The organism is Novosphingobium pentaromativorans US6-1 (assembly GCF_000767465.1).
GTDB classification, from domain to species: domain Bacteria; phylum Pseudomonadota; class Alphaproteobacteria; order Sphingomonadales; family Sphingomonadaceae; genus Novosphingobium; species Novosphingobium pentaromativorans.
This window is the reverse complement of the sequence record NZ_CP009291.1, coordinates 3,490,666-3,510,391: the sequence shown is the minus strand read 5'-3', so window position 1 is coordinate 3,510,391 and position 19,726 is coordinate 3,490,666. Positions and strand designations below refer to the sequence as shown.

The 19,726-nt window shown below is 64.9% G+C and carries 20 protein-coding genes; 6 read left to right on the top strand and 14 right to left on the bottom strand.

Annotated elements, in window-relative coordinates; all coding sequences use genetic code 11:
- Positions 1-137 precede the first annotated feature (137 nt).
- Together serA and JI59_RS16510 are read right to left on the bottom strand one after the other, a co-directional pair.
- Complete coding sequence (gene serA / locus JI59_RS16515) at positions 138-1,724, bottom strand: phosphoglycerate dehydrogenase (protein WP_038576396.1); 1,587 nt, start codon at positions 1,722-1,724, stop codon at positions 138-140.
- A 105-nt stretch (positions 1,725-1,829) separates the two neighbouring features.
- Positions 1,830-2,960: a phosphoserine transaminase gene (locus JI59_RS16510; protein WP_007011530.1), complete on the bottom strand. Its 1,131-nt coding sequence runs from the start codon at positions 2,958-2,960 to the stop codon at positions 1,830-1,832.
- Between the two features lie 204 nt (positions 2,961-3,164).
- Here JI59_RS16510 and JI59_RS16505 point away from each other — a divergent pair, with 204 nt between their 5' ends.
- Entirely contained in the window at positions 3,165-3,824 is a 660-nt protein-coding gene (locus JI59_RS16505; protein ID WP_038577749.1) for an extensin family protein, read from the top strand.
- A gap of 247 nt (positions 3,825-4,071) precedes the next feature.
- Here JI59_RS16505 and JI59_RS16500 read toward each other — a convergent pair whose 3' ends face one another.
- The 6 genes from JI59_RS16500 to ykgO all read right to left on the bottom strand — a co-directional run bounded on the left by JI59_RS16500 (position 4,072) and on the right by ykgO (position 9,139).
- On the bottom strand, positions 4,072-4,833 hold the full coding sequence (locus tag JI59_RS16500; RefSeq protein ID WP_007011532.1) for a proteasome-type protease: 762 nt from the start codon (positions 4,831-4,833) through the stop codon (positions 4,072-4,074).
- A gap of 64 nt (positions 4,834-4,897) precedes the next feature.
- Entirely contained in the window at positions 4,898-5,761 is an 864-nt protein-coding gene (locus tag JI59_RS16495) for a transglutaminase family protein (RefSeq protein ID WP_007011533.1), read from the bottom strand.
- Between the two features lie 10 nt (positions 5,762-5,771).
- A complete protein-coding gene (locus JI59_RS16490) occupies positions 5,772-6,719 on the bottom strand; it encodes an alpha-E domain-containing protein (RefSeq protein WP_007011534.1) in 948 nt (315 codons plus the stop codon).
- On the bottom strand, positions 6,719-8,155 hold the full coding sequence (locus tag JI59_RS16485) for a circularly permuted type 2 ATP-grasp protein (protein ID WP_007011535.1): 1,437 nt from the start codon (positions 8,153-8,155) through the stop codon (positions 6,719-6,721). The genes JI59_RS16490 and JI59_RS16485 overlap by 1 nt, the downstream gene beginning before the upstream one ends.
- 145 nt (positions 8,156-8,300) lie before the next feature.
- Positions 8,301-8,912, bottom strand: a complete 612-nt coding sequence (locus JI59_RS16480; protein ID WP_007011536.1) for an HAD family hydrolase — start codon at positions 8,910-8,912, stop codon at positions 8,301-8,303.
- Positions 8,913-9,013: 101 nt separating this feature from the next.
- A complete protein-coding gene (gene ykgO, locus JI59_RS16475; protein WP_004210176.1) occupies positions 9,014-9,139 on the bottom strand; it encodes a type B 50S ribosomal protein L36 in 126 nt (41 codons plus the stop codon).
- Positions 9,140-9,353: 214 nt separating this feature from the next.
- Between ykgO and JI59_RS16470 the strand changes: the two genes are divergently transcribed.
- From JI59_RS16470 to JI59_RS16460, 3 genes are all read left to right on the top strand, one after another.
- Positions 9,354-10,097 (top strand): DUF4136 domain-containing protein, encoded by a 744-nt coding sequence (locus JI59_RS16470; protein WP_238532457.1) that lies wholly within the window; start codon positions 9,354-9,356, stop codon positions 10,095-10,097.
- Positions 10,098-10,161: 64 nt separating this feature from the next.
- A complete protein-coding gene (locus JI59_RS16465) occupies positions 10,162-10,770 on the top strand; it encodes a DUF4136 domain-containing protein (RefSeq protein ID WP_007011538.1) in 609 nt (202 codons plus the stop codon).
- Positions 10,767-11,906, top strand: a complete 1,140-nt coding sequence (locus JI59_RS16460; protein WP_007011539.1) for a M14 family metallopeptidase — start codon at positions 10,767-10,769, stop codon at positions 11,904-11,906. The genes JI59_RS16465 and JI59_RS16460 overlap by 4 nt, the downstream gene beginning before the upstream one ends.
- Before the next feature lie 35 nt (positions 11,907-11,941).
- Here the strand turns inward: JI59_RS16460 and JI59_RS16455 are convergent, their stop codons facing one another.
- From JI59_RS16455 to JI59_RS16445, 3 genes are read right to left on the bottom strand one after another with little or no spacing between them, the layout of a single operon-like run.
- Positions 11,942-12,376, bottom strand: a complete 435-nt coding sequence (locus JI59_RS16455) for a cytidine deaminase (RefSeq protein ID WP_007011540.1) — start codon at positions 12,374-12,376, stop codon at positions 11,942-11,944.
- Positions 12,373-13,095: a glycoside hydrolase family 25 protein gene (locus tag JI59_RS16450; protein WP_007011541.1), complete on the bottom strand. Its 723-nt coding sequence runs from the start codon at positions 13,093-13,095 to the stop codon at positions 12,373-12,375. Before JI59_RS16450 ends, JI59_RS16455 begins: the two co-directional genes overlap by 4 nt.
- A gap of 11 nt (positions 13,096-13,106) precedes the next feature.
- On the bottom strand, positions 13,107-13,589 hold the full coding sequence (locus JI59_RS16445; protein WP_007011542.1) for a UPF0262 family protein: 483 nt from the start codon (positions 13,587-13,589) through the stop codon (positions 13,107-13,109).
- A 132-nt stretch (positions 13,590-13,721) separates the two neighbouring features.
- Here JI59_RS16445 and JI59_RS16440 point away from each other — a divergent pair, with 132 nt between their 5' ends.
- Positions 13,722-15,248 (top strand): replicative DNA helicase, encoded by a 1,527-nt coding sequence (locus tag JI59_RS16440; protein ID WP_013833137.1) that lies wholly within the window; start codon positions 13,722-13,724, stop codon positions 15,246-15,248.
- The gene (locus JI59_RS16435) at positions 15,241-15,981 is read left to right on the top strand and encodes an SDR family NAD(P)-dependent oxidoreductase (RefSeq protein WP_007011544.1); all 741 of its coding nucleotides are present in this window, start codon (positions 15,241-15,243) and stop codon (positions 15,979-15,981) included. Before JI59_RS16440 ends, JI59_RS16435 begins: the two co-directional genes overlap by 8 nt.
- Before the next feature lie 27 nt (positions 15,982-16,008).
- Here the strand turns inward: JI59_RS16435 and egtD are convergent, their stop codons facing one another.
- From egtD to JI59_RS16420, 3 genes are read right to left on the bottom strand one after another with little or no spacing between them, the layout of a single operon-like run.
- Positions 16,009-17,004: an L-histidine N(alpha)-methyltransferase gene (egtD, locus tag JI59_RS16430; protein ID WP_007011545.1), complete on the bottom strand. Its 996-nt coding sequence runs from the start codon at positions 17,002-17,004 to the stop codon at positions 16,009-16,011.
- A gap of 3 nt (positions 17,005-17,007) precedes the next feature.
- Positions 17,008-18,243: an ergothioneine biosynthesis protein EgtB gene (gene egtB / locus JI59_RS16425; protein WP_007011546.1), complete on the bottom strand. Its 1,236-nt coding sequence runs from the start codon at positions 18,241-18,243 to the stop codon at positions 17,008-17,010.
- Positions 18,244-18,293: 50 nt separating this feature from the next.
- On the bottom strand, positions 18,294-19,667 hold the full coding sequence (locus JI59_RS16420) for a class II 3-deoxy-7-phosphoheptulonate synthase (RefSeq protein ID WP_007011547.1): 1,374 nt from the start codon (positions 19,665-19,667) through the stop codon (positions 18,294-18,296).
- Positions 19,668-19,726: the final 59 nt, after the last annotated feature.

The following is a 19,726-nucleotide window of genomic DNA, read 5'->3' as shown; positions in this document are numbered from 1 at the left end:
ATGCGTTTGGACCGCAAGGTGACCGCAAGGTGCAAGGACGCATCCGCGGAAGGCCCTCGCCCCCTTCCCTGCCCGCAAAAAGAAAGGGGCCAGTGCAGCGCACCGGCCCCTTTCCATTGGGAGCTCTTACGGTCCGATCAGAACGAGAGCGCCTTCACCATGCGCACGCCCGGCACTTCGCAGGCCTGCTTGAGCACGCCTTCAGGCACAGCGCTGTCGACCGAGAGAAGAAGCACGGCCTCGCCGCCGGCTTCACGGCGTCCGAGGTTGAACGTGCCGATGTTGATCTCGTTTTCACCCAGCAGCGAACCGATGCGGCCGATGAAGCCCGGTGCGTCCTGGTTGACGATGTACATCATGTGACCGGCCAGTTCGGCTTCGACCTTGATCCCGAACAGTTCGACCAGACGCGGCTCGACGTTGTTGAACAGCGTGCCGGCCACCGAACGCTCGCCCGCTTCGGTCTTCACCGAGACGCGGATCAAGGTGTGGTAGTCGCCTTCGCGCTCGGTCTTGACCTCACGCACTTCCAGACCGCGCTCCTTGGCGAGGTACGGGGCGTTGACCATGTTTACCGAGTCCGACTGGACACGCAGGAAGCCGGCAAGCACGGCGGCTGCAATCGGCTTCATGTTCAGTTCGGCTGCAGCGCCCTCGGTGTGGATCGAGATCCGCGGAACCGAGTCATGCGTGAGCTGGCCGACGAGGCTGCCCAGCTGTTCGGCAAGCGCCATGTAGGGCTTGAGCTTGGGCGCTTCCTCGGCCGAGAGCGACGGCATGTTCAGCGCGTTGGTGACGCCGCCGTTGACGAGGTAGTCGGCCATCTGCTCGGCCACCTGCAGCGCCACGTTGACCTGCGCTTCGTTGGTCGAAGCACCGAGGTGCGGGGTGCAGATGAAGTTCGGGGTACCGAACAGCGGCGATTCCTTGGCCGGCTCGGTGACGAACACGTCGAGAGCCGCACCGGCGATATGGCCGGAGTCGAGCAGGTCCTTGAGCGCTTGCTCGTCGACCAGGCCGCCGCGCGCACAGTTGATGATGCGCACACCCTTCTTGGTCTTGGCGAGGTTCTCGCGGCTCAGGATGTTGCGGGTCTGGTCGGTCAGCGGCGTATGCAGCGTGATGAAGTCGGCACGCTCGAGCAGCGTATCGAGGTCGACCTTCTCGACGCCCATTTCCACCGCGCGCTCAGGCGTGAGGAACGGGTCGAAGGCGGCTACCTTCATCTTCAGGCCCAGCGCGCGGCTGGCGACGATCGAGCCGATGTTGCCCGCGCCGATGAGGCCGAGGGTCTTGCCGGTGACTTCAACGCCCATGAAGCCGTTCTTCGGCCACAGCCCCTGCTGGGTCTGGGCATTGGCTTCAGGCAGCTGGCGGGCCAGCGCGAACATCAGGGCGATGGCGTGTTCGGCCGTGGTGATCGAGTTGCCGAAGGGCGTGTTCATCACGACGACGCCCTGCGACGAAGCAGCCGGGATGTCGACGTTGTCGACGCCGATGCCGGCGCGGCCGATCACCTTGAGGTTCTTCGCCGCGGCGAGCACTTCCTTGGTGACCTTGGTCGAGGAACGGATGGCAAGGCCATCGTAGTCGCCGATACGGGCGATGAGCTGTTCCGGCGTTTCGCCGGTGATCACGTCGACGTCGCAACCGCGGATCTCGAAGATGCGCGCGGCATTGGGGTCCATCTTGTCGGAAATGAGGACTTTGGGCTTGGTGGTCATGTCTTTCCTCGTCATTCCCGCAAGCGCGGACATTCTATCCGCCCTTGCGTCTAACCTTGAGGTAGTATGGATCCCCGCCTTCGCGGGGATGACGAATTGATTGGCTTAGCCGGCCTTGACGGTGGCGTAGGCGTAGTCGAGCCAGGGACCGAGATCCTCGATGTCCTGGGTGTCGACAGTGGCGCCGCACCAGATGCGCAGGCCCGCCGGGGCGTCGCGGTAACCGGCGACGTCGAAGGCAGCGCCTTCCTTTTCAAGGACCGCCGCGAACTTCTTGATGAAGTCGGTGTCGGCGCCTTCGACCGTCAGGCAGACCGAGGTCTTCGAACGGCTGGCCGGATCGGCAGCGAGATGACCGAGCCAGTCGCGCTCCGCGACGATCTTGTCGAGCGCAGCGGCATTGGCGTCGGAACGGGCCTTGAGACCTTCAAGACCACCCAGCGACTTGGCCCATTCGAGAGCGAAGATCGCGTCCTCGACGGCAAGCATCGAGGGGGTGTTGATCGTCTCGCCCTTGAACACGCCTTCGGTCAGCTTGCCGCCCTTGGTGAGACGGAAGACCTTCGGCAGCGGCCAGGACGGGGTGTAGCTTTCAAGGCGCTCGACGGCACGCGGGCCGAGGATCAGGACGCCGTGGCCGCCCTCGCCGCCCAGAACCTTCTGCCAGGAGAAGGTGGCGACGTCGATCTTCGACCAGTCGATGTCGTAGGCGAAAACGGCGGAAGTCGAGTCGGCGAAGGACAGGCCCTCGCGGTCGGCCGGGATCCAGTCGGCATTCGGAACGCGAACGCCCGAAGTGGTGCCGTTCCAGGTGAAGAGCACGTCGTTGCTCCAATCCACCTGCGAAAGATCCGGCAACTGGCCGTAGTCGGCGCGGATCACGGTCGGATCCAGCTTGAGCTGCTTGACGGCATCGGTGACCCAACCCTCACCGAAGCTTTCCCAAGCCAGCGTCGTCACGCCGCGCGCGCCGAGCATGGTCCACATGGCCATTTCGAACGCGCCGGTGTCCGAACCGGGGACGATACCGATGCGATGCGTCTCGGGCAGCTGCAGCACTTCGCGCATCAGGTCGATGCAGTACTGAAGGCGCGACTTGCCGATCTTGGCACGGTGCGAGCGGCCAAGCGATTCGACGCTGAGTTTTTCGGGGGAGTAGCCCGGCGGCTTGGCGCAGGGACCGGAAGAGAAGTGCGGACGCGCAGGCTTGCGCGTCGGTATCGTAATATCAGTCATAAAGACTCTCCTTGCAGAGAGCTCGCGCGGCGTTGGGACCGCGTGGCCCGGAGCCGCCTCTAGTCTCCCACCCGAAATTGTCAATCGCATTGCAGTGGATAACGCATGCCCCTGATGGTGAAGCCTGCGCTCGCTTCATCGCAAAGACCGAGACCCGATGGCCTTGGCAATATTCTGTTAACCAATCCCTGCGAGACTTTGTTCATGCGCAGACTCCTGCTCATCCTGCCGCTGCTGGCCCCGCTCGCCGCCTGCATGGACATTCCCCAGGCCACGCAAAAGTCGGCCTCGCGCCCCGCTTCCGGCACTCTCAGCCCGCGCCCGGCCTACCGCCAGTGCCTGTCCGAACTGAGCGCGCAACGCGCCTCGTTCACGCCCCTGCCCGACCAGTATTTCGGCCAGGGCTGCTCCAATGTCGGCACGGTCCGGCTCGCCAGCCTGCACAGCGATACGGCATCGCTCGAATTGTCGAATCTCGGTCCCGTCACCTGCTCGGTGGCAACCGGCTTTGCCGGCTGGGCCCGATTCGGCGTCGACCGCGCGGCCGAACAGATCCTCGGCAGCCGGGTCATGCGAATCGAGACCTACGGCAGCTACAGTTGCCGCAATGTCGCGGGGACCAACCGCCGCTCCGGTCATGCCACCGCCAATGCCATCGACGTTTCCGCCTTCGTGCTCGACGACGGGCGCCGGATCAGCGTGCTGGACGACTGGGACGGCGGGACCGATGCCGAACGCCGGTTCCTGCGCGTCGTGCACCAGAGCGCGTGCAAGCGATTCGGAACCGTCCTTGGCCCGCAGTACAATGCGGCACACCGCAATCACTTCCATCTGGAAGCCGACGGGGCGAATTTCTGCCGATAGATAGGCGGCTCTGCCGCTGGCTTCGCGCTTGGAGGTGCAGGCAGCAACCTGCGTTCAGGCTGATCCTGGCCTGCAGGCCAGGACGCATGGTTAAATGGACAGGATCACCCCCGCCCTCACGCGTCATCCTGAACCTGTTGCAGGATCTATCGTGTCTTGGGCACTGCCGTCCGATCCGCAGACATGAATCCTGCAACGGGTTCAGGATGACGCCGAGGCCCAGTGAAACCCCGGCCAAGCAGCAGGCTCACTCCGCCGCCGTCTGCAGGGCAGTATCCATGTGATAGTCCGGCAAGGCGTCCAGCGCCTGGCGCAAGGCTTCGCCCCAGCCGGTAGAGACCGCCTGGAAATAGGGATCGTCCCATTCGATGCGGCGTTCGTGCAGCGGCGTGAAAGTGTCTCGTTCGATCACCAGCAGGTCGAGCGGCATGCCGACCGACAGGTTCGCCTTGAGCGTCGAATCGAAGGATACGGTCATCAGCTTGACTGCATTCTCGAAGCTCATCTTGGGCTCGTAGCCGCGAATGAGGATCGGGCGCCCGTACTTGGTTTCGCCGATCTGGAAGAAAGGCGTGTCGAAGCTAGCCTCGATGAAATTGCCTTCCGGGTAGATCAGGAAGAGACGCGGCTCCATGCCCTTGATCTGCCCTGCGACGATCAGCGAGGCGCTGAAGGTTCCCGCCGCGCTCTGCCCGTTGTCGGCGGCGCGCACGGCGATGGTGTCCTGCAGGAGATTGCCCACAATGGTCGCCACCTGGAACATCGATTCGGCATCGAGCAGCGAGTTGTGACGATCGGAAGGCGCCTTGTTACGCTCTTCAAGCTGGCTGACGACGGCTTGCGTGGTTGCCAGATTGCCCGCCGACATCACCGCGATGATGCGCTCCCCGGGCACTTCCCAGTGGAACATCTTGCGGAAGGTGGAGATATTGTCGACGCCTGAATTGGTCCGCGTGTCGCTCATGAGCACGAGGCCACGTTCCAACATCATGCCCACGCAATAGGTCATGGAATTCTAAGCCCCTGCAACCGCTTCAGCGAACCCCGCCCGGCACAGCGCCCTGAGCGGCCGCTCAGCGACCCTGCATTTGCTGCTGCTGCCCGCCTGGCGAGGACTGCTGCTGTCCCCCTAGCATCTTCTGGCCGACCGACAAATGCACATCGAGCTGCGTTTCCCCAGCACCGATGGCGATTCCGGTGACCGGGGCGGCCTCGCTGTAGTCGCAGCCGGTAGCGACCCGGATATAGCGTTCATCGGGACAGATCGCGTTGGAGATGTCGAAGCCGACCCAGCCCAGCCCCTGCACGTAGGCTTCGGCCCAGCCGTGGCCGGCCTCCTGCTCCACTTTCTCGTCCATCAACAGGTAACCGCCGACGTAGCGCATCGGGATGTCGAGGAGCCGTCCGGCGCTGATGAAGATGTGGGCGTGGTCCTGGCACACGCCCTGCCCCGCGGTCAGCGACTGTTCCGCGGTGGTGGTGACGTCGGTCGTGCCCGGAAGGTACTCGACCTGCTCTGCGATGGCGTGAGACAGGGCATGAAGGTAGTTGAGCGTATCGTGACGGTCGACCCCGATCGAGGCGACCAGCGAGCGAACCCTGTTGCCTGCGCGCGTCAGGGGCGTCGGGCGCAGGAAGCACCAGAGCGGCATGTGCCCGGTGTGCTGTCCGGTGACGCCGTTGTTGTCCATCGTGCGCACCGTCCCGCGGCAGGTCACGACGACTTCCGGCACCCCCGGTTCTATCGAGACCAGTTCGGTATGATTGTGGTGCTGGTCGTCATACTCGGCTTCGCGCTTTGCGCCGGAAAGGTCCATGTCCCACTCGATCACTTCCTGGCCGTGGGTGGACTTGGGTTTCAATCTCAGGCGCTGCAAACCGTGCGTGACACTGTCGGCGAATGCATAACGGGTCGTGTGCGTTACGGTCAGGAGCACTAGGCGAGCCTCATTCAATAAAGCGGTAGTCGGCGGCAATGGCGTCGCCGATCAGGTTGGTCTTGCCGATGAAGTCCTGAAGGAACTCATGCAGACCCATGTCGAAGATCTCCTCGATCGTCGTCTGGTGCAGTCGCGCGCCGACGTTGCGCAGCAGTTCGTGAGCGCCGGTCTCATGCCCGTACTGCTTGGCCAGCCCGGCCATGTTGCTGCGGATCTTCTCGAAGCAGAACACCAGGCTGCGCGGGAACTGCCCGTCGAGGATCATGAAGCGGGCGATGTCGCGCGGGTCCATCGAACCGGCGTTGAGCCAGGAATAGGCGCGGCTGCCCGCAACCGAGCGCAGCAGCGTATCCCACTGGGCATTGTCGAGGCTGGAGCCGACCCAGGCGACGGACGGCAGCAGGACGTAGTACTTCACGTCGAGAATGCGGGCAGTGTTGTCCGCGCGCTCGATGAAAGTGCCGATGCGCGCGAAGTTGAACACGTCGTTGCGCAGCATCGAGCCGCCCATGGCGCCGCGCACCAGGGTCGCCTGACCGCGAACGGCGGTGAGCACTTCGCCCAGGTTGCTCTCGCGAACCGGGCGCGAGAGGATCTCGCTCAAGGTCATCCAGCCGTCGTTGGTGGCTTCCCAGACCTCGTTGGTGATGCTTGTGCGCACGACGCGCGCATTGGTGCGGGCGGCTTCGACCATCCTGAGGACGCTGGCGGGGTTCTCCCTGTCGCGCAGCAGGTAGTTGAACACCTGCGGTCCGGTCATGTCCTTGTGCGCCGCCTTGTAGGCTTCGAGCTGGCCGGTGGTGGTGAGGACCGATTTCCACTCCTCGTCCTGCGAGGCCTTGTCCCCGCGGGTCAGCGCAAGGTGGAAACCGACGTCGATCAGGCGCGCGGTGTTCTCCGCCCGTTCAAGGTAGCGGGCCATCCAGAAGACGCCATAGGCAGCACGACCGAGCATTATTCGTCCAGAACCCAGCTGTCCTTGGTGCCCCCGCCCTGCGACGAGTTGACTACCAGGGAACCTTTCTTGAGCGCCACGCGGGTCAGGCCGCCCGGCGTGATGTCGATGCCGTCGGGCGACACCAGTACGAAGGGCCGCAAGTCGACGTGGCGCGGGGCGAGCCCTTCCTTCGTGAAGATCGGCACCGTCGAGAGCGAGAGCGTCGGCTGGGCGATGTAGTTTTCCGGCCGGGCGCGCAGCTTCTCCTCGAAGGCCGCCAGTTCCTTCTTCGAGGACGTCGGGCCGATGAGCATGCCGTAGCCGCCCGAGCCATGGACTTCCTTGACGACGAGGTCCTTCAGGTTGTCGAGCACGTAGGCGAGCGAGTCCGGCTCGCTGCAACGCCACGTCGGCACATTGTCCAGGATCGGCTTCTCGCCCGTGTAGAACTCGACGATTTCGGGCATGTAGCTGTAGATCGCCTTGTCGTCGGCGATGCCCGTGCCCGGCGCATTGGCGATCGTGATGCCACCGGCGCGATAGACGTCCATGATCCCGGCAACGCCGAGAACCGAGTTCTTGTTGAAGCTGAGCGGATCGAGGAAGTCGTCGTCGACACGGCGGTAGATCACGTCCACCGCCTTGTAGCCGCAGGTAGTGCGCATCGCGACGCGGCCGTCGACGACGCGAAGGTCGCTGCCCTCCACCAGTTCCGCGCCCATCTGGTCGGCCAGAAAGGCGTGCTCGAAATAGGCCGAATTGTAGATGCCCGGAGTCAGCACCGCGACCACCGGCCGCTTGCTGCCCTTGAAGGCCGGCGGCGCACAGGCACGCAGCGAGCGCGCAAGGCGGCGCGGATAGTCCGAGACCGGCCGCACCGGGATCCTGGTGAACAGCTCGGGGAACATCGCCATCATCGTCTCGCGGTTCTCGAGCATGTACGAGACGCCGGACGGGGTGCGGGCATTGTCCTCCAGCACCATGAATTCCTCGGGGCCGGTGCGCACGAGGTCGATGCCGACGATGTGGGTATAGACCGCGCCCGGCGGCGTGAACCCGATCATCTGCGTCAGGAACGCCTCGTTGTTGCGCAGGGCGTGGATCGGCAGGCGCCCGGATCGGATGATTTCCTGCCGGTGGTAGAGATCCTGCAGGAAGGCATTGAGCGCCCTCACCCGCTGCTCGATCCCGCGCGTCAGCTTGCGCCATTCGCGCGCGGTGATGATCCGCGGGATCATGTCGAACGGGATCAACCGCTCTTCGGCGGCATCGTCGCCATAGACGTTGAAAGTAATTCCGATGCGGCGAAAGAATCTTTCGGCCTCGGCGTCCTGGCGTTTCAGCCAGGCCTTGTCCTGAGAGTCGTACCAGTTTCTGAATTCGGCGTAGGCAGGACGGACCGAGCCGTCCTCGTCGAGCATCTCGTCATACTTGATACCAGTAGCAGCCGACATTGTGACTCCCGTTTGTCCATGTGATGCAACATGGATGGGGAGTTGCCAAGAGTTTACGCTGCAGTTGCGAAATAAATTTTCTGCACGCGAAAGCGGCCGAAACCGGACCGATCCGCTCCCGGTCAGCTGACCGGAGCCGGCGCCTTCAGAGTAGCCCGCGCCGCGTCAGGTCCTCGCGCAGCCGGGGCGCGTCGGTAAAGTGATGGACGTTCCAGCCGAGCCTGTCCGCAGCTTCGATGTTTGCCGCATTGTCGTCGATGAAGATCATCGCGCCGGGCTCATGGCCGAAACGGCGCGAGGCGATCTCGAAGATGCGCGCATCGGGCTTGGCGATCTTCTCGTCGCCCGAAACGACGATGTCGCCGAACAGGTCGAACAGCGGCTCGCTCTCCCGGTACTCGCGCCAGAACGGACTGGCGAAATTGGTGATGGCAAAAAGCGGCACATCGCGCCCGGCCAGTTCGCGCACGATCTCGTGGCTGCCCGGAACATTGCCGGGAATGGTCTCGAGAAAGCGGGTGGCATAAGCGTCGATCAGGTGATCGTTGCCGGGAAACTGCGTCTTGCGCTCAGCGACCAGTTCGCCAAGGTCGCGGCCGGCGTCGTGCAGGAAGTGCCATTCCTCGGTCACGACATGGGTCATGAACCAGTCGAGCCGATCGGCATCGTCGATCAGCTGCGCAAAGAGCCGGCGCATGTCCCACTGGACGAGCACCCGGCCCACGTCGAAAACGACGGCTTCGATTGTTCCGGACAAGACAAGACCCCCGCGAATGGCGGGGGCCTCATGTCTTTCAGAACCAATGGGCCGGTCCGCCGGTTATCCCTGCCGGGTTCGACAGGGATGGGCGAAACGAATCAGCCCTGACGCGCCTTGAAGCGGCGATTGGTCTTGTTGATGACATAAGTACGGCCGCGACGGCGGATCACGCGGTTGTCACGGTGACGGCCCTTGAGCGACTTGAGGCTATTGCGAATCTTCATCGTTTGTCTCGTCTGCGTGTGTCGGGCGGTTACCGACCGCCGGAAAATTGAAGCCGCGCCGTTAATGGTCGCTGCATGCAAAGTCAAGCGCCGGCGGGCAATTCCTGCGGCATCCGACTGAGATTTAGGCTCCGTTCATCGCCCGGCAATGGCACGCCATCATATACCATCGCCGGGCGCGACGACACTGAACTCGAAAAAAGAGAAGACGGTAATGCACAACCACAAGCGCGCGCTTCTCGCCGCGGGCATGGCCGCCATGGCGCTATCCCCTGCCTTCGCGCCGATCCCGGCTTTCGCCCGGCCGCTGGGCTGGGGTTCCGGCTGGGGCCGATCCGCCTGGGACGATCCGCTGGACCGCTATCCCGACCGCCTTTCCGCGCGCGCCGCATCGCGGTCCCGCGATTCGCGCGAGGGCCGGGTAGAGGTCAGCCGCTTCGCGGCCCAAGGCGATGCCGCCGCGACCCTGGGTCACGGCCCGGTCACCGTCGAATCGGAATCGGGCGACGGCCCCTGGTTCGATTCCGGCAAGCGGGCCACTTACGAAGCAGCAATCGAGAACGCGCTGGTCGGTGCGGGCTACGACACGCTCCATTCCGGCGCGACGCCGGGGCAGGTCGCCCGGCTGCGCATCACCCGGCAAGTGCTTGCCCCTGCCGAGGAAAAGCGCAGTCCCGTAAGCGGCACCGCCGCCATGGGCGTGAGCAATCGGGGTTCGGCCTATGGCCTTGGCATCAACATCGACCTTACCAAGCCGCGCGCCGCGCTGATTTCCACCCGGCTCGACACGCGCATCGTCGACGAGGCCAGCGGCAAGGTCCTGTGGGAAGGCTATGCCACGATCGCCACCCGCGAAGGCGACGACGACTGGAGCGACGACCGCATCGCCAGCAAGCTGGCCACCGCTCTCTTCGACAATTTCCCCAAGGCGGACCCGGTAGCCGCCCCGGAAAACTGAGCGACTTGCATCCTCCCGGTGCAGGCGGCACACCGGCACATGCCTGAGCACCGGAGAGGTTGATATGCGCCATACCCTGCAAGCCCTTGGCGGCGCTGCCGTCCTGGCGACGAGCCTGTTCCTGAGCGGCTGCGTCGCGCCGGTCGGACCGGTCGAGGTCACCCGGTTTCATGCCGCCGGCGCGATTCCGCTGGGCCGGGGCACGATCGCGGTCGAACCGTCCGAAGGCCAGGAGGCCGGGATGGAATTCGGTGCCTTCTCCGGCGCCGTCCTGCGCGAACTGACCCGCGTCGGCTACACCGCGCCCCTGCCCGGCGCGGCCCCCAGCCAGCAGGTCGCACAGCTGTCCGTCGAGCGCCACACCCTCGCCCCGGTCCGCAACGGCAGCCCGGTATCGGTCGGCGTGGGCGGCAGCACCGGCAGTTACGGCTCGGGACTGGGCGTCGGTCTCGGCATCGACCTGTCCGGACCGCCACCTGCGCAAGTGGAAACGCAAATGCACGTAATGATCCGCGAACGCGAAAGCGGCCGCACCATCTGGGAAGGCCGCGCGCAGTTCTCGGTCAGCAGCAAGTCTCCCCTCGCCCAGACATCTCTGGGGGCCGCGAAAATGGCCGAAGCGCTGTTCAAGGACTTTCCGGGCCAGTCCGGGGAAACTATCCTCGTGAAATGACAGAGATACAGATCACCTCCGCATTCGATTCCGGCAACATCGAAGTCCTTTCCATCGACGGTACCGAGGCGCGCCTTGCCATCCGGCGCGACCACGAGTCCGATTTCTACCAGTGGTTCCACTTCCGCGTCAGCGGCGCGCAGGGACGCGAAGTGACGCTGCGGATCACCGGCCTCAACGGCTCGGCCTATCCGATGGGCTGGGCAAGCTACAACGCGGCCGTCAGCGAAGATCGCCGGTTCTGGGGCCGCGCCGCCGGACAATGGGACGAGAGCCGCGACGGCGGCACCCTCACCATCACCTACCGCCCATCAGGCGATCTTGCCTGGTTCGCCTATTTCGCGCCCTTTTCGATGGAGCGGCACCACGACTTGGTGGCGCGCATCGCGGCTGCGGACGGCGTCGCCTACAGCTGCCTGGGCACCACCCTGGACGGTCAGCCGGTCGACTGCCTCGAGATGGGCGAAGGCCCCGTGCATGTCTGGCTCTATGCGCGCCAGCACCCGGGCGAATCGATGGCCGAATGGTGGATGGAAGGCTCGCTGGACCTGCTGGCCGACCCGGCGAGTTCGGTGGGCCGCGAACTGCGCCGTCGCTGCCGCCTGCATGTCGTGCCCAATGCCAACCCCGACGGTTCGCGCCGCGGCCACTTGCGCACCAATGCCGCGGGCGTGAACCTCAACCGCGAATGGAACGAGCCGAGCGCCGGACGTTCGCCCGAAGTGCTGGCGATCCGCAAGGCCATGGACGCCAGCGGGGTCGACTTCGCCATGGACGTGCATGGCGACGAAGCGATTCCCGCCGTATTCCTGGCAGGGTTCGAGGGCATCCCCTCGCTCAAGCCCGAGCAGAAGGAAGGGTATGACCGCTACGCCGCCCTGCTGGAACGGCGCACGCCCGATTTCCAGACCAAGCTCGGTTACCCGGTCGCGCGGCCCGGCAAGGGCAATCTGGCGATGTCGACGAACCAGCTTGCCGAACGCTTCGGCTGCGTCGCGATGACGCTGGAAATGCCGTTCAAGGACCACAACCCGGCTGCCGACCCGAAACAGGAATGGAGCCCGGAACGCTCGATGCAACTGGGCCGCGACTGCCTTGGGGCCCTGCTTGAATGGCTGATCGAACGCGAAGGCTGAACGCCCGCTGACTTCGCCGCGCCTGCCGCCTTCGGTTACCCCAGATTGGCGGGACCGAAGGCGTGGGGCAGCAGTTCGGACAGGCGCAGCTCAAGCCCGCCGTTCTCGCCATCGCACCAGATGAGCGGGTCGGTGCCGCCCAGCTGCGCCAGTTCGTTGAGAACCTGCCGGCAGCGCCCGCATGGCGTGACCGTGGCCCCTCTGCCCGGCTGGCCGGGCACGCCGCCTGTCACCGCCACGGCGATCAATCCGCCCCTCCCGCCGGAGGACAGGACTTTCGCCGAAGCGACCGTCTCTGCGCACAGCGACAGGCCGTAACTCGCGTTTTCGACATTGGCGCCGGTCACCACCGAACCGTCCGCGAAAAGCAGCGCGGCGCCGACATGGAACTTCGAATAGGGCGCATAGGCCAGACCCGCCGCCTCGCGGGCCGCCGCGATCAGGGCCTCACGGTCCGGCGCCACGCTCATGGTTGCACGACGACCCAGCGCAGGCCGTCGGCCGCCACCTCGTTTGCCAGCGCACCGTTCGCCGTCCACAGCGTCCAGGGGCGCCCGCCATAATCCGGCAGCAAGCGGTCGCGCATGAGCCAGAGGTTGCGGTCGAGCTTGTTGGCCACCTGATAACGCGATTCGAACCCCGGCGAGACTTTCAGGATCACCGCCTTGCCGGCATGAGTCTCGACCTGGTTGAGGAAAGTCATCAGTTCGCTTTCGACTTTGGCGTCGGAGACTTTCACCGGGCAGTCGCCGGCCAGCATCTCGAGATCGACGACCGGGGGCAACAGATCCGCATCGCGCGGCACCGTGGTGACGAAATTCGCCGCCTGCTTTTCCGCCGGCTGGCAAGGATCGTAGCGGTGAACCGCGCCCACCTGCATGCCGATTGCCCGTGCAGCCTCGAAATTCTCCACGAAACGCGGATCGCGGGCAAATGCGCTGGCGCTGGCGTCGATATAGGCGAAGTCGGCGCCGATGGCCTTGATCGACTTCCAGTTCACCGGGCCGTCGTCGACGCCGATCTCCACGCCCTGCACCGGGTAGATCGCGCGATCCGGCGTCCAGTGGCGCAAGTGCCACCAGCCCCAGGCCCCGGCGACGATCGCGATGAGCAGGACCGCGCCAAGCAGCCGCAGCTTCCAGCCGGTGCCGCCTGCCCGCGCCCTTCCGACGCTTTTTCTTCGTGCCATGTCCTGCCCCCTCAACCGCGGATATGCAGGACGCAGATCAGGGTGAAAAGCCGCCTTGCCGTGGGGAAGTCGGTCTCGATCTTCCCCTCGAGCCGTTCGACGAGCAGTTCGGCCGCCTCGTTGTGGACGCCGCGCCGGGCCATGTCGATCGTTTCGATTTCCTGCGGTGTCGCCTTGCGAATCGCCTGGTAGTAGCTTTCGCAGATCGCGAAGTATTCGCGGATGGGACGGCGGAATCGCGCGAGTCCCAGCACCATCGTCTCCAGCGCGGCGCCCTTCTCGTCCGAGATTTCCAGCGAAAGGCGCCCGTCCCGCACCGAAAGCCGCAGGTGGTAAGGGCCTTCGTGACCGGCCTCGAATGCGCGTATCGGCTTGAAAATATTGTCTTCGATAAGATCGAAGATGGCGATACGCCGTTCCTGCTCGATATCGGCGTTGCGCCACAGAATGGTCGCGTCGTCGAGTTCGATATGCGTGATGCGCGGGTCCGCCATGATGCGAACGGCCTTTACGCGCTTGCAGCATGGGCGGGCAAGCCGTTCCGTATCCTTCCACAAGCTGTGGATGAAAATGGCAACACTCGTGGCTTGCTGGCAGCACTCGAGAAGAGCATTGTCGACCTCCTCATGTCGCAAGAACAGCTTCTACTTCGGGTCTCCGATACCAACGATTCCGCCCAAGTGCGGGCCCTGCCCTCCAACGTCGAGGCCGAGGCCGCGTTCCTGGGCGCGGTCCTGATCGACAACCGCGTGATCGAGGAACTGCAGACCCAGCTTGGGCCGCAACACTTCTTCGAACCCGTCCATGCCCGCATCTACGAGCGTATCCTGGGACTGCTGGACCGCAAGGCGGTGGTTACCCCGGTCACGTTGCGGCCGTATTTCGAAGCGGACGAACAGCTCAAGGCGCTGGGCGGCGTTTCCTACCTCGCCCGCCTGACTGCCGATGGACAGGGCCTGCTGGCCCCGCGCGAACTGGCCGAACAGATCTACGACCTTGCGCTCCTGCGCGAACTGATCTCGGTCGGCCGCGGCCTCGTCGAAGGGGCCATGGACACCTCCGAATCGGTCGAGCCGATGGAGCAGATCGAACAGGCCGAGGCTGCGCTCTACAAGGTGGCGGAAGGCGCCGCGACCGCGAATGAGGCGCAGAGCTTCGGCGTCGCCACCCGCACCGCCATTTCCGCCATCGAGAAGGCGTTCAATTCGGGCGGCCACATTTCGGGCAAGACCACCGGCCTTACTTCGGTCAACCAGAAGATCGGCGGCCTGCACGATTCCGACCTCATCATCCTCGCCGGACGTCCCGGCATGGGCAAGACCTCGCTCGTCACCAACATCGCCTTCAACGCCGCCGACCGGCTGCAGCGCGACCATGCGGACGGCATCGAGACCGAAAAGTCGGTGGGTGCGGCGGTTGCCTTCTTCAGCCTGGAAATGAGCGCCGACCAGCTCGCCACGCGTATCCTCGCCGAACAGTCGGGCATCAGTTCCGAAGCGCTGCGCATGGGCAAGATCAGCCGCGAGGACTTCCAGCAGCTTTCCTTCGCCAGCCAGCGACTGGCGGAACTGCCCCTGTTCATCGACGATACGCCCGGCCTTTCCATCGCCGCGCTACGCACCCGTGCCCGCCGCCTGAAGCGCCGCCACGACATCGGCCTCGTCATCATCGACTACCTGCAGCTCCTTTCGGGCTCTGGCCGCGCGACCGACAACCGCGTCAACGAGATTTCGGAGATTTCGCGCGGTCTCAAGACCCTGGCGAAGGAACTTCACGTGCCGGTGATCGCCCTTTCGCAGCTTTCGCGTGCGGTCGAACAGCGCGACGACAAGCGCCCGATGCTTTCCGACCTTCGCGAGTCGGGCTCGATCGAGCAGGACGCCGACATGGTCTGGTTCGTCTACCGCGAAGACTATTACGTGAAGGCGACCGAGCCGAAGTTCCCCAGCGACACGGACTCCCCCGACGTCAAGGACAAGTGGGAAGCCTGGCGCCAGAAGATGGAAGAAGTCACCGGCCTGTCCGAACTGATCATCGCCAAGCAGCGCCACGGCGCCACCGGCAAGGTGCGCCTGCGCTTCGAGGCGCGCATTACCAAGTTCTCCGACCTCGCTCCGGACGATCTCAGGGCCAACCAGTACGACAGTGACTGACGGCCGGGTCCTGCTGGTGGCCGGGGGCAGCGGCTCGGTCGGCAGCGCCATCGCGCGCGAGGCATTGGCCGAAGGCTGGAAGGTCGCCGTTCACGGGCGCAGCGAGGACAAGGTTCACGCCCTCGTCGCCGGCCTTTCCGACCAGGGCACGATAGACGGGTTCATTGCGGATATCCGGGAGGACGAGGCCGCCGAAACGCTCGTCGCGGAAGTGGCCGAACACTTCGGCCGGATCGACGCGGTGATCGACTGCACGGCTTGCGGACCGATGGGTATAACCGGCCTGTTTCCAGAGACTTCACCCGATGTCTTCACGGACTTTCTCGACGTCTCGGTGGGCTGGTTCGAGAGGCTGGCCCATGCCGCATATACCTTTCTCGCGCAGGAAGGCGGAACGCTGATCGCTTTCGTTTCCGATGCCGGAATCCATGCCGCACGCCGCCAGACCCTGGTCGGCGCGGCGCGCGCCGCGACCATCGGCTTCATCCGAAACTTCGCCATCGAGGCCGCGCACGACGGGATCCGGGCGCACGCGATCTCGCCCAGCTATGTCGCCGAGACCGAGATCTCCCGGCGCAAAGGCACCGAATTCATGTCGCGCGTGTCCCGAAGGGCCGGCCTCGGCCTGCCAACGCCAGAGGATATCGCGCCGATTGCACTGTTCTTGTGCGGCGACAGGGCCCGCAGGATAACCGGGCAAGTGATCAGCATAAACGGCGGCCTGAACGCCTGAGAGCCGCCGCTTCGCTTGCGAACGGTCTCAGGCGGAAAGATCGCTGCCCATCGCCCGGGCAAGGACGACCATGAAGTGGCTGTCTTCGTCGCACCATGTCGAGAGCGGTTCCCAGCCGCCGCCAAGAAGCAGTGTCGCAGCGCTACGCATGTCGTACTTGTGGCTGTTCTCGGTGTGGATCGTTTCGCCCTCGTCCATGGTGAAGCGCCGTCCGCAGACTTCGAAACCGATGTCCCGCTGCGCTACCAGATGCATCTCGATCCGCGCGTGACGGTCGTTCCATATGGCGCGATGACGCAGGCCGTCGAGGGGCAGCGATCCATCCAGCTCGCGATTGATCCGCGCTGCGAGATTGAGGTTGAAGGCGGCCGTCACCCCGCGCGCGTCGTCATAGGCAGCCTCGAGGACCGGACGCGGCTTGACCCGGTCCATGCCGATCAGCAGCAGGCTGTCCGGCCCCAGCGTCTCCCGCATGGAGCGCAGCAGATCTATCGCCGCGCGCGGTTCCATGTTGCCGATGGTCGAGCCGGGAAAGAAACCCAGCCGTTGTTCCTGCTCCATCCCATCGGGCAGCAGCGCCTCTATCGCGATGGGCTGCATGAAATCGGCCTCGGCGGGTACGATCGGCAGTTCGGGATAGGAGTCCTCCAGCGGGCCGCAGGCATCGCGCAGGAAGTCGCCGGAAATGTCGATGGGCAGATAGGCGCTGGGCGCCGCGGCATCGAGCAGAAGCGGCGTCTTGGTCGCGCTGCCCGCGCCGAATTCAACGATCACCCGGCCCGAACCGACTGCGCGGCCGATTTCGTCCTGCCGGTCGGTGAGTATGCCGATCTCGGTGCGCGTGGGATAGTATTCCTCGAGCTGGGTGATTTCCTCGAACAATTCGCTGCCGCGCCGGTCGTAGAACCAGCGGGCGGGGATCGCCTTGCGCGGTTGGGACAGGCCTTGCAGCACCTCTGCCCGGAATTGCGCCTGGAGTGTATCGCGCGGAATTTCGGAAAGGCAGGGTGCGGCAGTGGCCATGGCTTACAGATCCCTTGCTAGACGCAGGCCGGTGAACTGCCAGCGCTGATATGGTTGGAAGAAATTGCGGTAGGTGGCCCGTGAATGGCCACGCGGCGTGGCGCAGCTTGCGCCTTTCAGCACGCATTGGCCGCTCATGAACTTGCCGTTGTATTCTCCCACCGCGCCCTCAGCCGGGCGGAAGCGGGGATAGGGAAGATAGGCCGAGCGGGTCCATTGCCAGCAGTCGCCGAACAACTGGTCCGTGCCGGAGGGGTTGACCGCACCGCCGTCCCACTGCACGCCCGCTGACGGATCGCTGTCGCGCGCGGCGACTTCCCACTCGAACTCGGTGGGCAGCCGCAGCCCGGCCCAGGTCGCAAAGGCGTCAGCCTCATAATGGCTGATATGCGTGACCGGCGCATCCGGATCGCGGTCTCGCCACCCGCCGAGCGTGAAGGCCTCGCCCTCGCGCCAGTAGAGCGGCGCTGCGATGGCATTCTCCTGCACCCAGGCCCAGCCGTCCGAAAGCCACAGGCCCGCCGTGCGATAGCCGCCATCGGCGATGAATGCATCCCATTCGCGGTTGGTGACGAGCCTGCGCGACAGGGCGAAGGGTTCGAGCAGAACGCGGTGCGAAGGGCCTTCGTTGTCGAAGGCGAAGGCGGGGCCCTTGTGCCCGATCCTCGCGATCCCGCCGGGATGCTCGATCCAGCCCTGATCGCCCAGCCCGCGATCCACCCCGCCCTCGGGCAGGACGCCGTAAGCGGGACCCAGCGGATTGCGCCAGAGCGCATGTTTGATGTCGGTGAGCAGCAGTTCCTGGTGCTGCTCTTCATGCGCGATGCCCAGCGCGATCAGGTCGGCCAGTTCATCTCGCTCGAGCAGGCCTTCCATCGCCGCATCGACATGGGCGCGATAGTCCAGCACCTCGTCGAGCGAGGGGCGCGAGAGCATGCCGCGCGCGGCTCTGGCGTGGCGTTCGCCCTCGGCCTCGTAGTAGGAATTGAACAGGTAGGGCCAACGCTCGTCGAACAGGCCATAGCCGTTCAGATGATCGCGCAGCAGGAAGGTTTCGAAGAACCAGGTGGTATGCGCCAGATGCCACTTGGCAGGCGATGCATCGGGCATCGACTGGATCGTCGCATCGGCATCCGACAGCGGGGAAACCAACGAGACGCTGGCACTGCGCAAGGCCCGAAAGCGTTCGGACAGGCTGCGGGACCGCCCCGCCGCGGACAGACTGTGCGCAAGGTCCATGGGAAGCCTAACGTCCTTGCGGCGCTTAGGCTCCCCATCGACCAATTTATTTACGCCGCCTGCTTGTGACGCTCGGTCGCCTCGAGGTTGAGCAGGTCTGCCATCTCGAACGCGAGTTCGATCGACTGCGCCCCGTTGAGGCGCGGGTCGCAGTGGGTGTGGTAGCGATCGGCCAGCGCCTCGTCGGTAATGGCGATGGCGCCGCCGGTGCACTCGGTCACGTCCTGCCCGGTCATCTCGATGTGGATGCCGCCCGCATGGGTGCCCTCGGCGCGGTGGACGGCGAAGAAGCCGCGTACTTCGCCAAGGATGCGTTCGAAGGGACGGGTCTTGAAGCCCGATTCCGCCTTGATGACGTTGCCGTGCATCGGGTCGCACGACCAGACGACCGGATGGCCTTCCGCCTTTACCGCGCGCACCAGCTTGGGCAGGCCGGATTCGACCTTGTCGTGCCCGAAGCGGCTGATGAGGGTCATGCGGCCCGGCTCGCGCGAGGGGTTGAGCGTGTCGAGCATATGCAGCAGCGCGTCGGGCTCCAGCGAAGGGCCGCACTTCATGCCGATCGGATTGCCCACGCCGCGCAGGAATTCGACGTGAGCCGAACCCTCGAAGCGGGTGCGATCGCCGATCCACAGCATGTGGGCCGAACAGTCGTACCAGTCGCCGGTCAGCGAATCGCGGCGGGTCAGCGCCTGCTCGTAAGGCAGCAGCAGCGCCTCGTGGCTGGTGTAGAAGCTGGTGCCCTGCAATTGCGGCACGGTCGTCGGATCGACGCCGCAGGCCGCCATGAAGTCCAGCGCCTCACCGATGCGGTCCGCCATCTGCGAGAACTTCTCGCCCCAGGGGCTGCGGTCGATGTGATCGAGCGTCCACTGGTGAACCTGCCGCAGGTTCGCATAGCCGCCGCCCGCGAAGGCACGCAGCAGGTTGAGCGTCGCGGCCGACTGCGAGAAGGCGCGCAGCATGCGCTCCGGATCGTTGCGGCGCGTTTCCGGCTCGAACTCGATGCCGTTGATGATGTCGCCGAAGTAGCTGGGCAGTTCCAGATCGCCGGCCTTCTCGGTCGGCGCGGAACGCGGCTTGGCGAACTGGCCGGCCATGCGGCCGACCTTCACCACCGGCTGCTTGCTGGCGAAAGTCAGGATGACCGCCATCTGCAGCAGCACGCGGAACGTGTCGCGGATATTGTCGGGATGGAACTCTGCAAAGCTCTCGGCGCAGTCCCCGCCCTGGAGTAGGAAACCGCGGCCTTCGGCCACTTCGGCCAGGTCCTTCTTGAGCTCGCGCGCTTCGCCGGCAAAGACCAGCGGCGGGAACTTTGCAAGCGTGGCCTCAACCTCGCTCAGCTTCTCCGCATCGCCATAAACCGGAAGGTGGCGCGCTTCGTGCGCCTTCCAGCCGTCCGGGGTCCAATTGCTAGCCACTTCGATTACTCCTCAAGTCGCGCCCCTCTCCCGGGCGCGCGCGCAAGCTAATGTAAGGC

Coding starts and splice junctions, on each gene's coding strand:
- serA (WP_038576396.1), bottom strand. CDS start 1,724: ATGACCACCAAGCCCAAAGTCCTCATTTCCGACAAGATGGACCCCAAT.
- JI59_RS16510 (WP_007011530.1), bottom strand. CDS start 2,960: ATGACTGATATTACGATACCGACGCGCAAGCCTGCGCGTCCGCACTTC.
- JI59_RS16505 (WP_038577749.1), top strand. CDS start 3,165: ATGCGCAGACTCCTGCTCATCCTGCCGCTGCTGGCCCCGCTCGCCGCC.
- JI59_RS16500 (WP_007011532.1), bottom strand. CDS start 4,833: ATGACCTATTGCGTGGGCATGATGTTGGAACGTGGCCTCGTGCTCATG.
- JI59_RS16490 (WP_007011534.1), bottom strand. CDS start 6,719: ATGCTCGGTCGTGCTGCCTATGGCGTCTTCTGGATGGCCCGCTACCTT.
- JI59_RS16485 (WP_007011535.1), bottom strand. CDS start 8,155: ATGTCGGCTGCTACTGGTATCAAGTATGACGAGATGCTCGACGAGGAC.
- ykgO (WP_004210176.1), bottom strand. CDS start 9,139: ATGAAGATTCGCAATAGCCTCAAGTCGCTCAAGGGCCGTCACCGTGAC.
- JI59_RS16470 (WP_238532457.1), top strand. CDS start 9,354: ATGCACAACCACAAGCGCGCGCTTCTCGCCGCGGGCATGGCCGCCATG.
- JI59_RS16465 (WP_007011538.1), top strand. CDS start 10,162: ATGCGCCATACCCTGCAAGCCCTTGGCGGCGCTGCCGTCCTGGCGACG.
- JI59_RS16460 (WP_007011539.1), top strand. CDS start 10,767: ATGACAGAGATACAGATCACCTCCGCATTCGATTCCGGCAACATCGAA.
- JI59_RS16455 (WP_007011540.1), bottom strand. CDS start 12,376: ATGAGCGTGGCGCCGGACCGTGAGGCCCTGATCGCGGCGGCCCGCGAG.
- JI59_RS16450 (WP_007011541.1), bottom strand. CDS start 13,095: ATGGCACGAAGAAAAAGCGTCGGAAGGGCGCGGGCAGGCGGCACCGGC.
- JI59_RS16445 (WP_007011542.1), bottom strand. CDS start 13,589: ATGGCGGACCCGCGCATCACGCATATCGAACTCGACGACGCGACCATT.
- JI59_RS16440 (WP_013833137.1), top strand. CDS start 13,722: ATGTCGCAAGAACAGCTTCTACTTCGGGTCTCCGATACCAACGATTCC.
- egtD (WP_007011545.1), bottom strand. CDS start 17,004: ATGGCCACTGCCGCACCCTGCCTTTCCGAAATTCCGCGCGATACACTC.
- egtB (WP_007011546.1), bottom strand. CDS start 18,243: ATGGACCTTGCGCACAGTCTGTCCGCGGCGGGGCGGTCCCGCAGCCTG.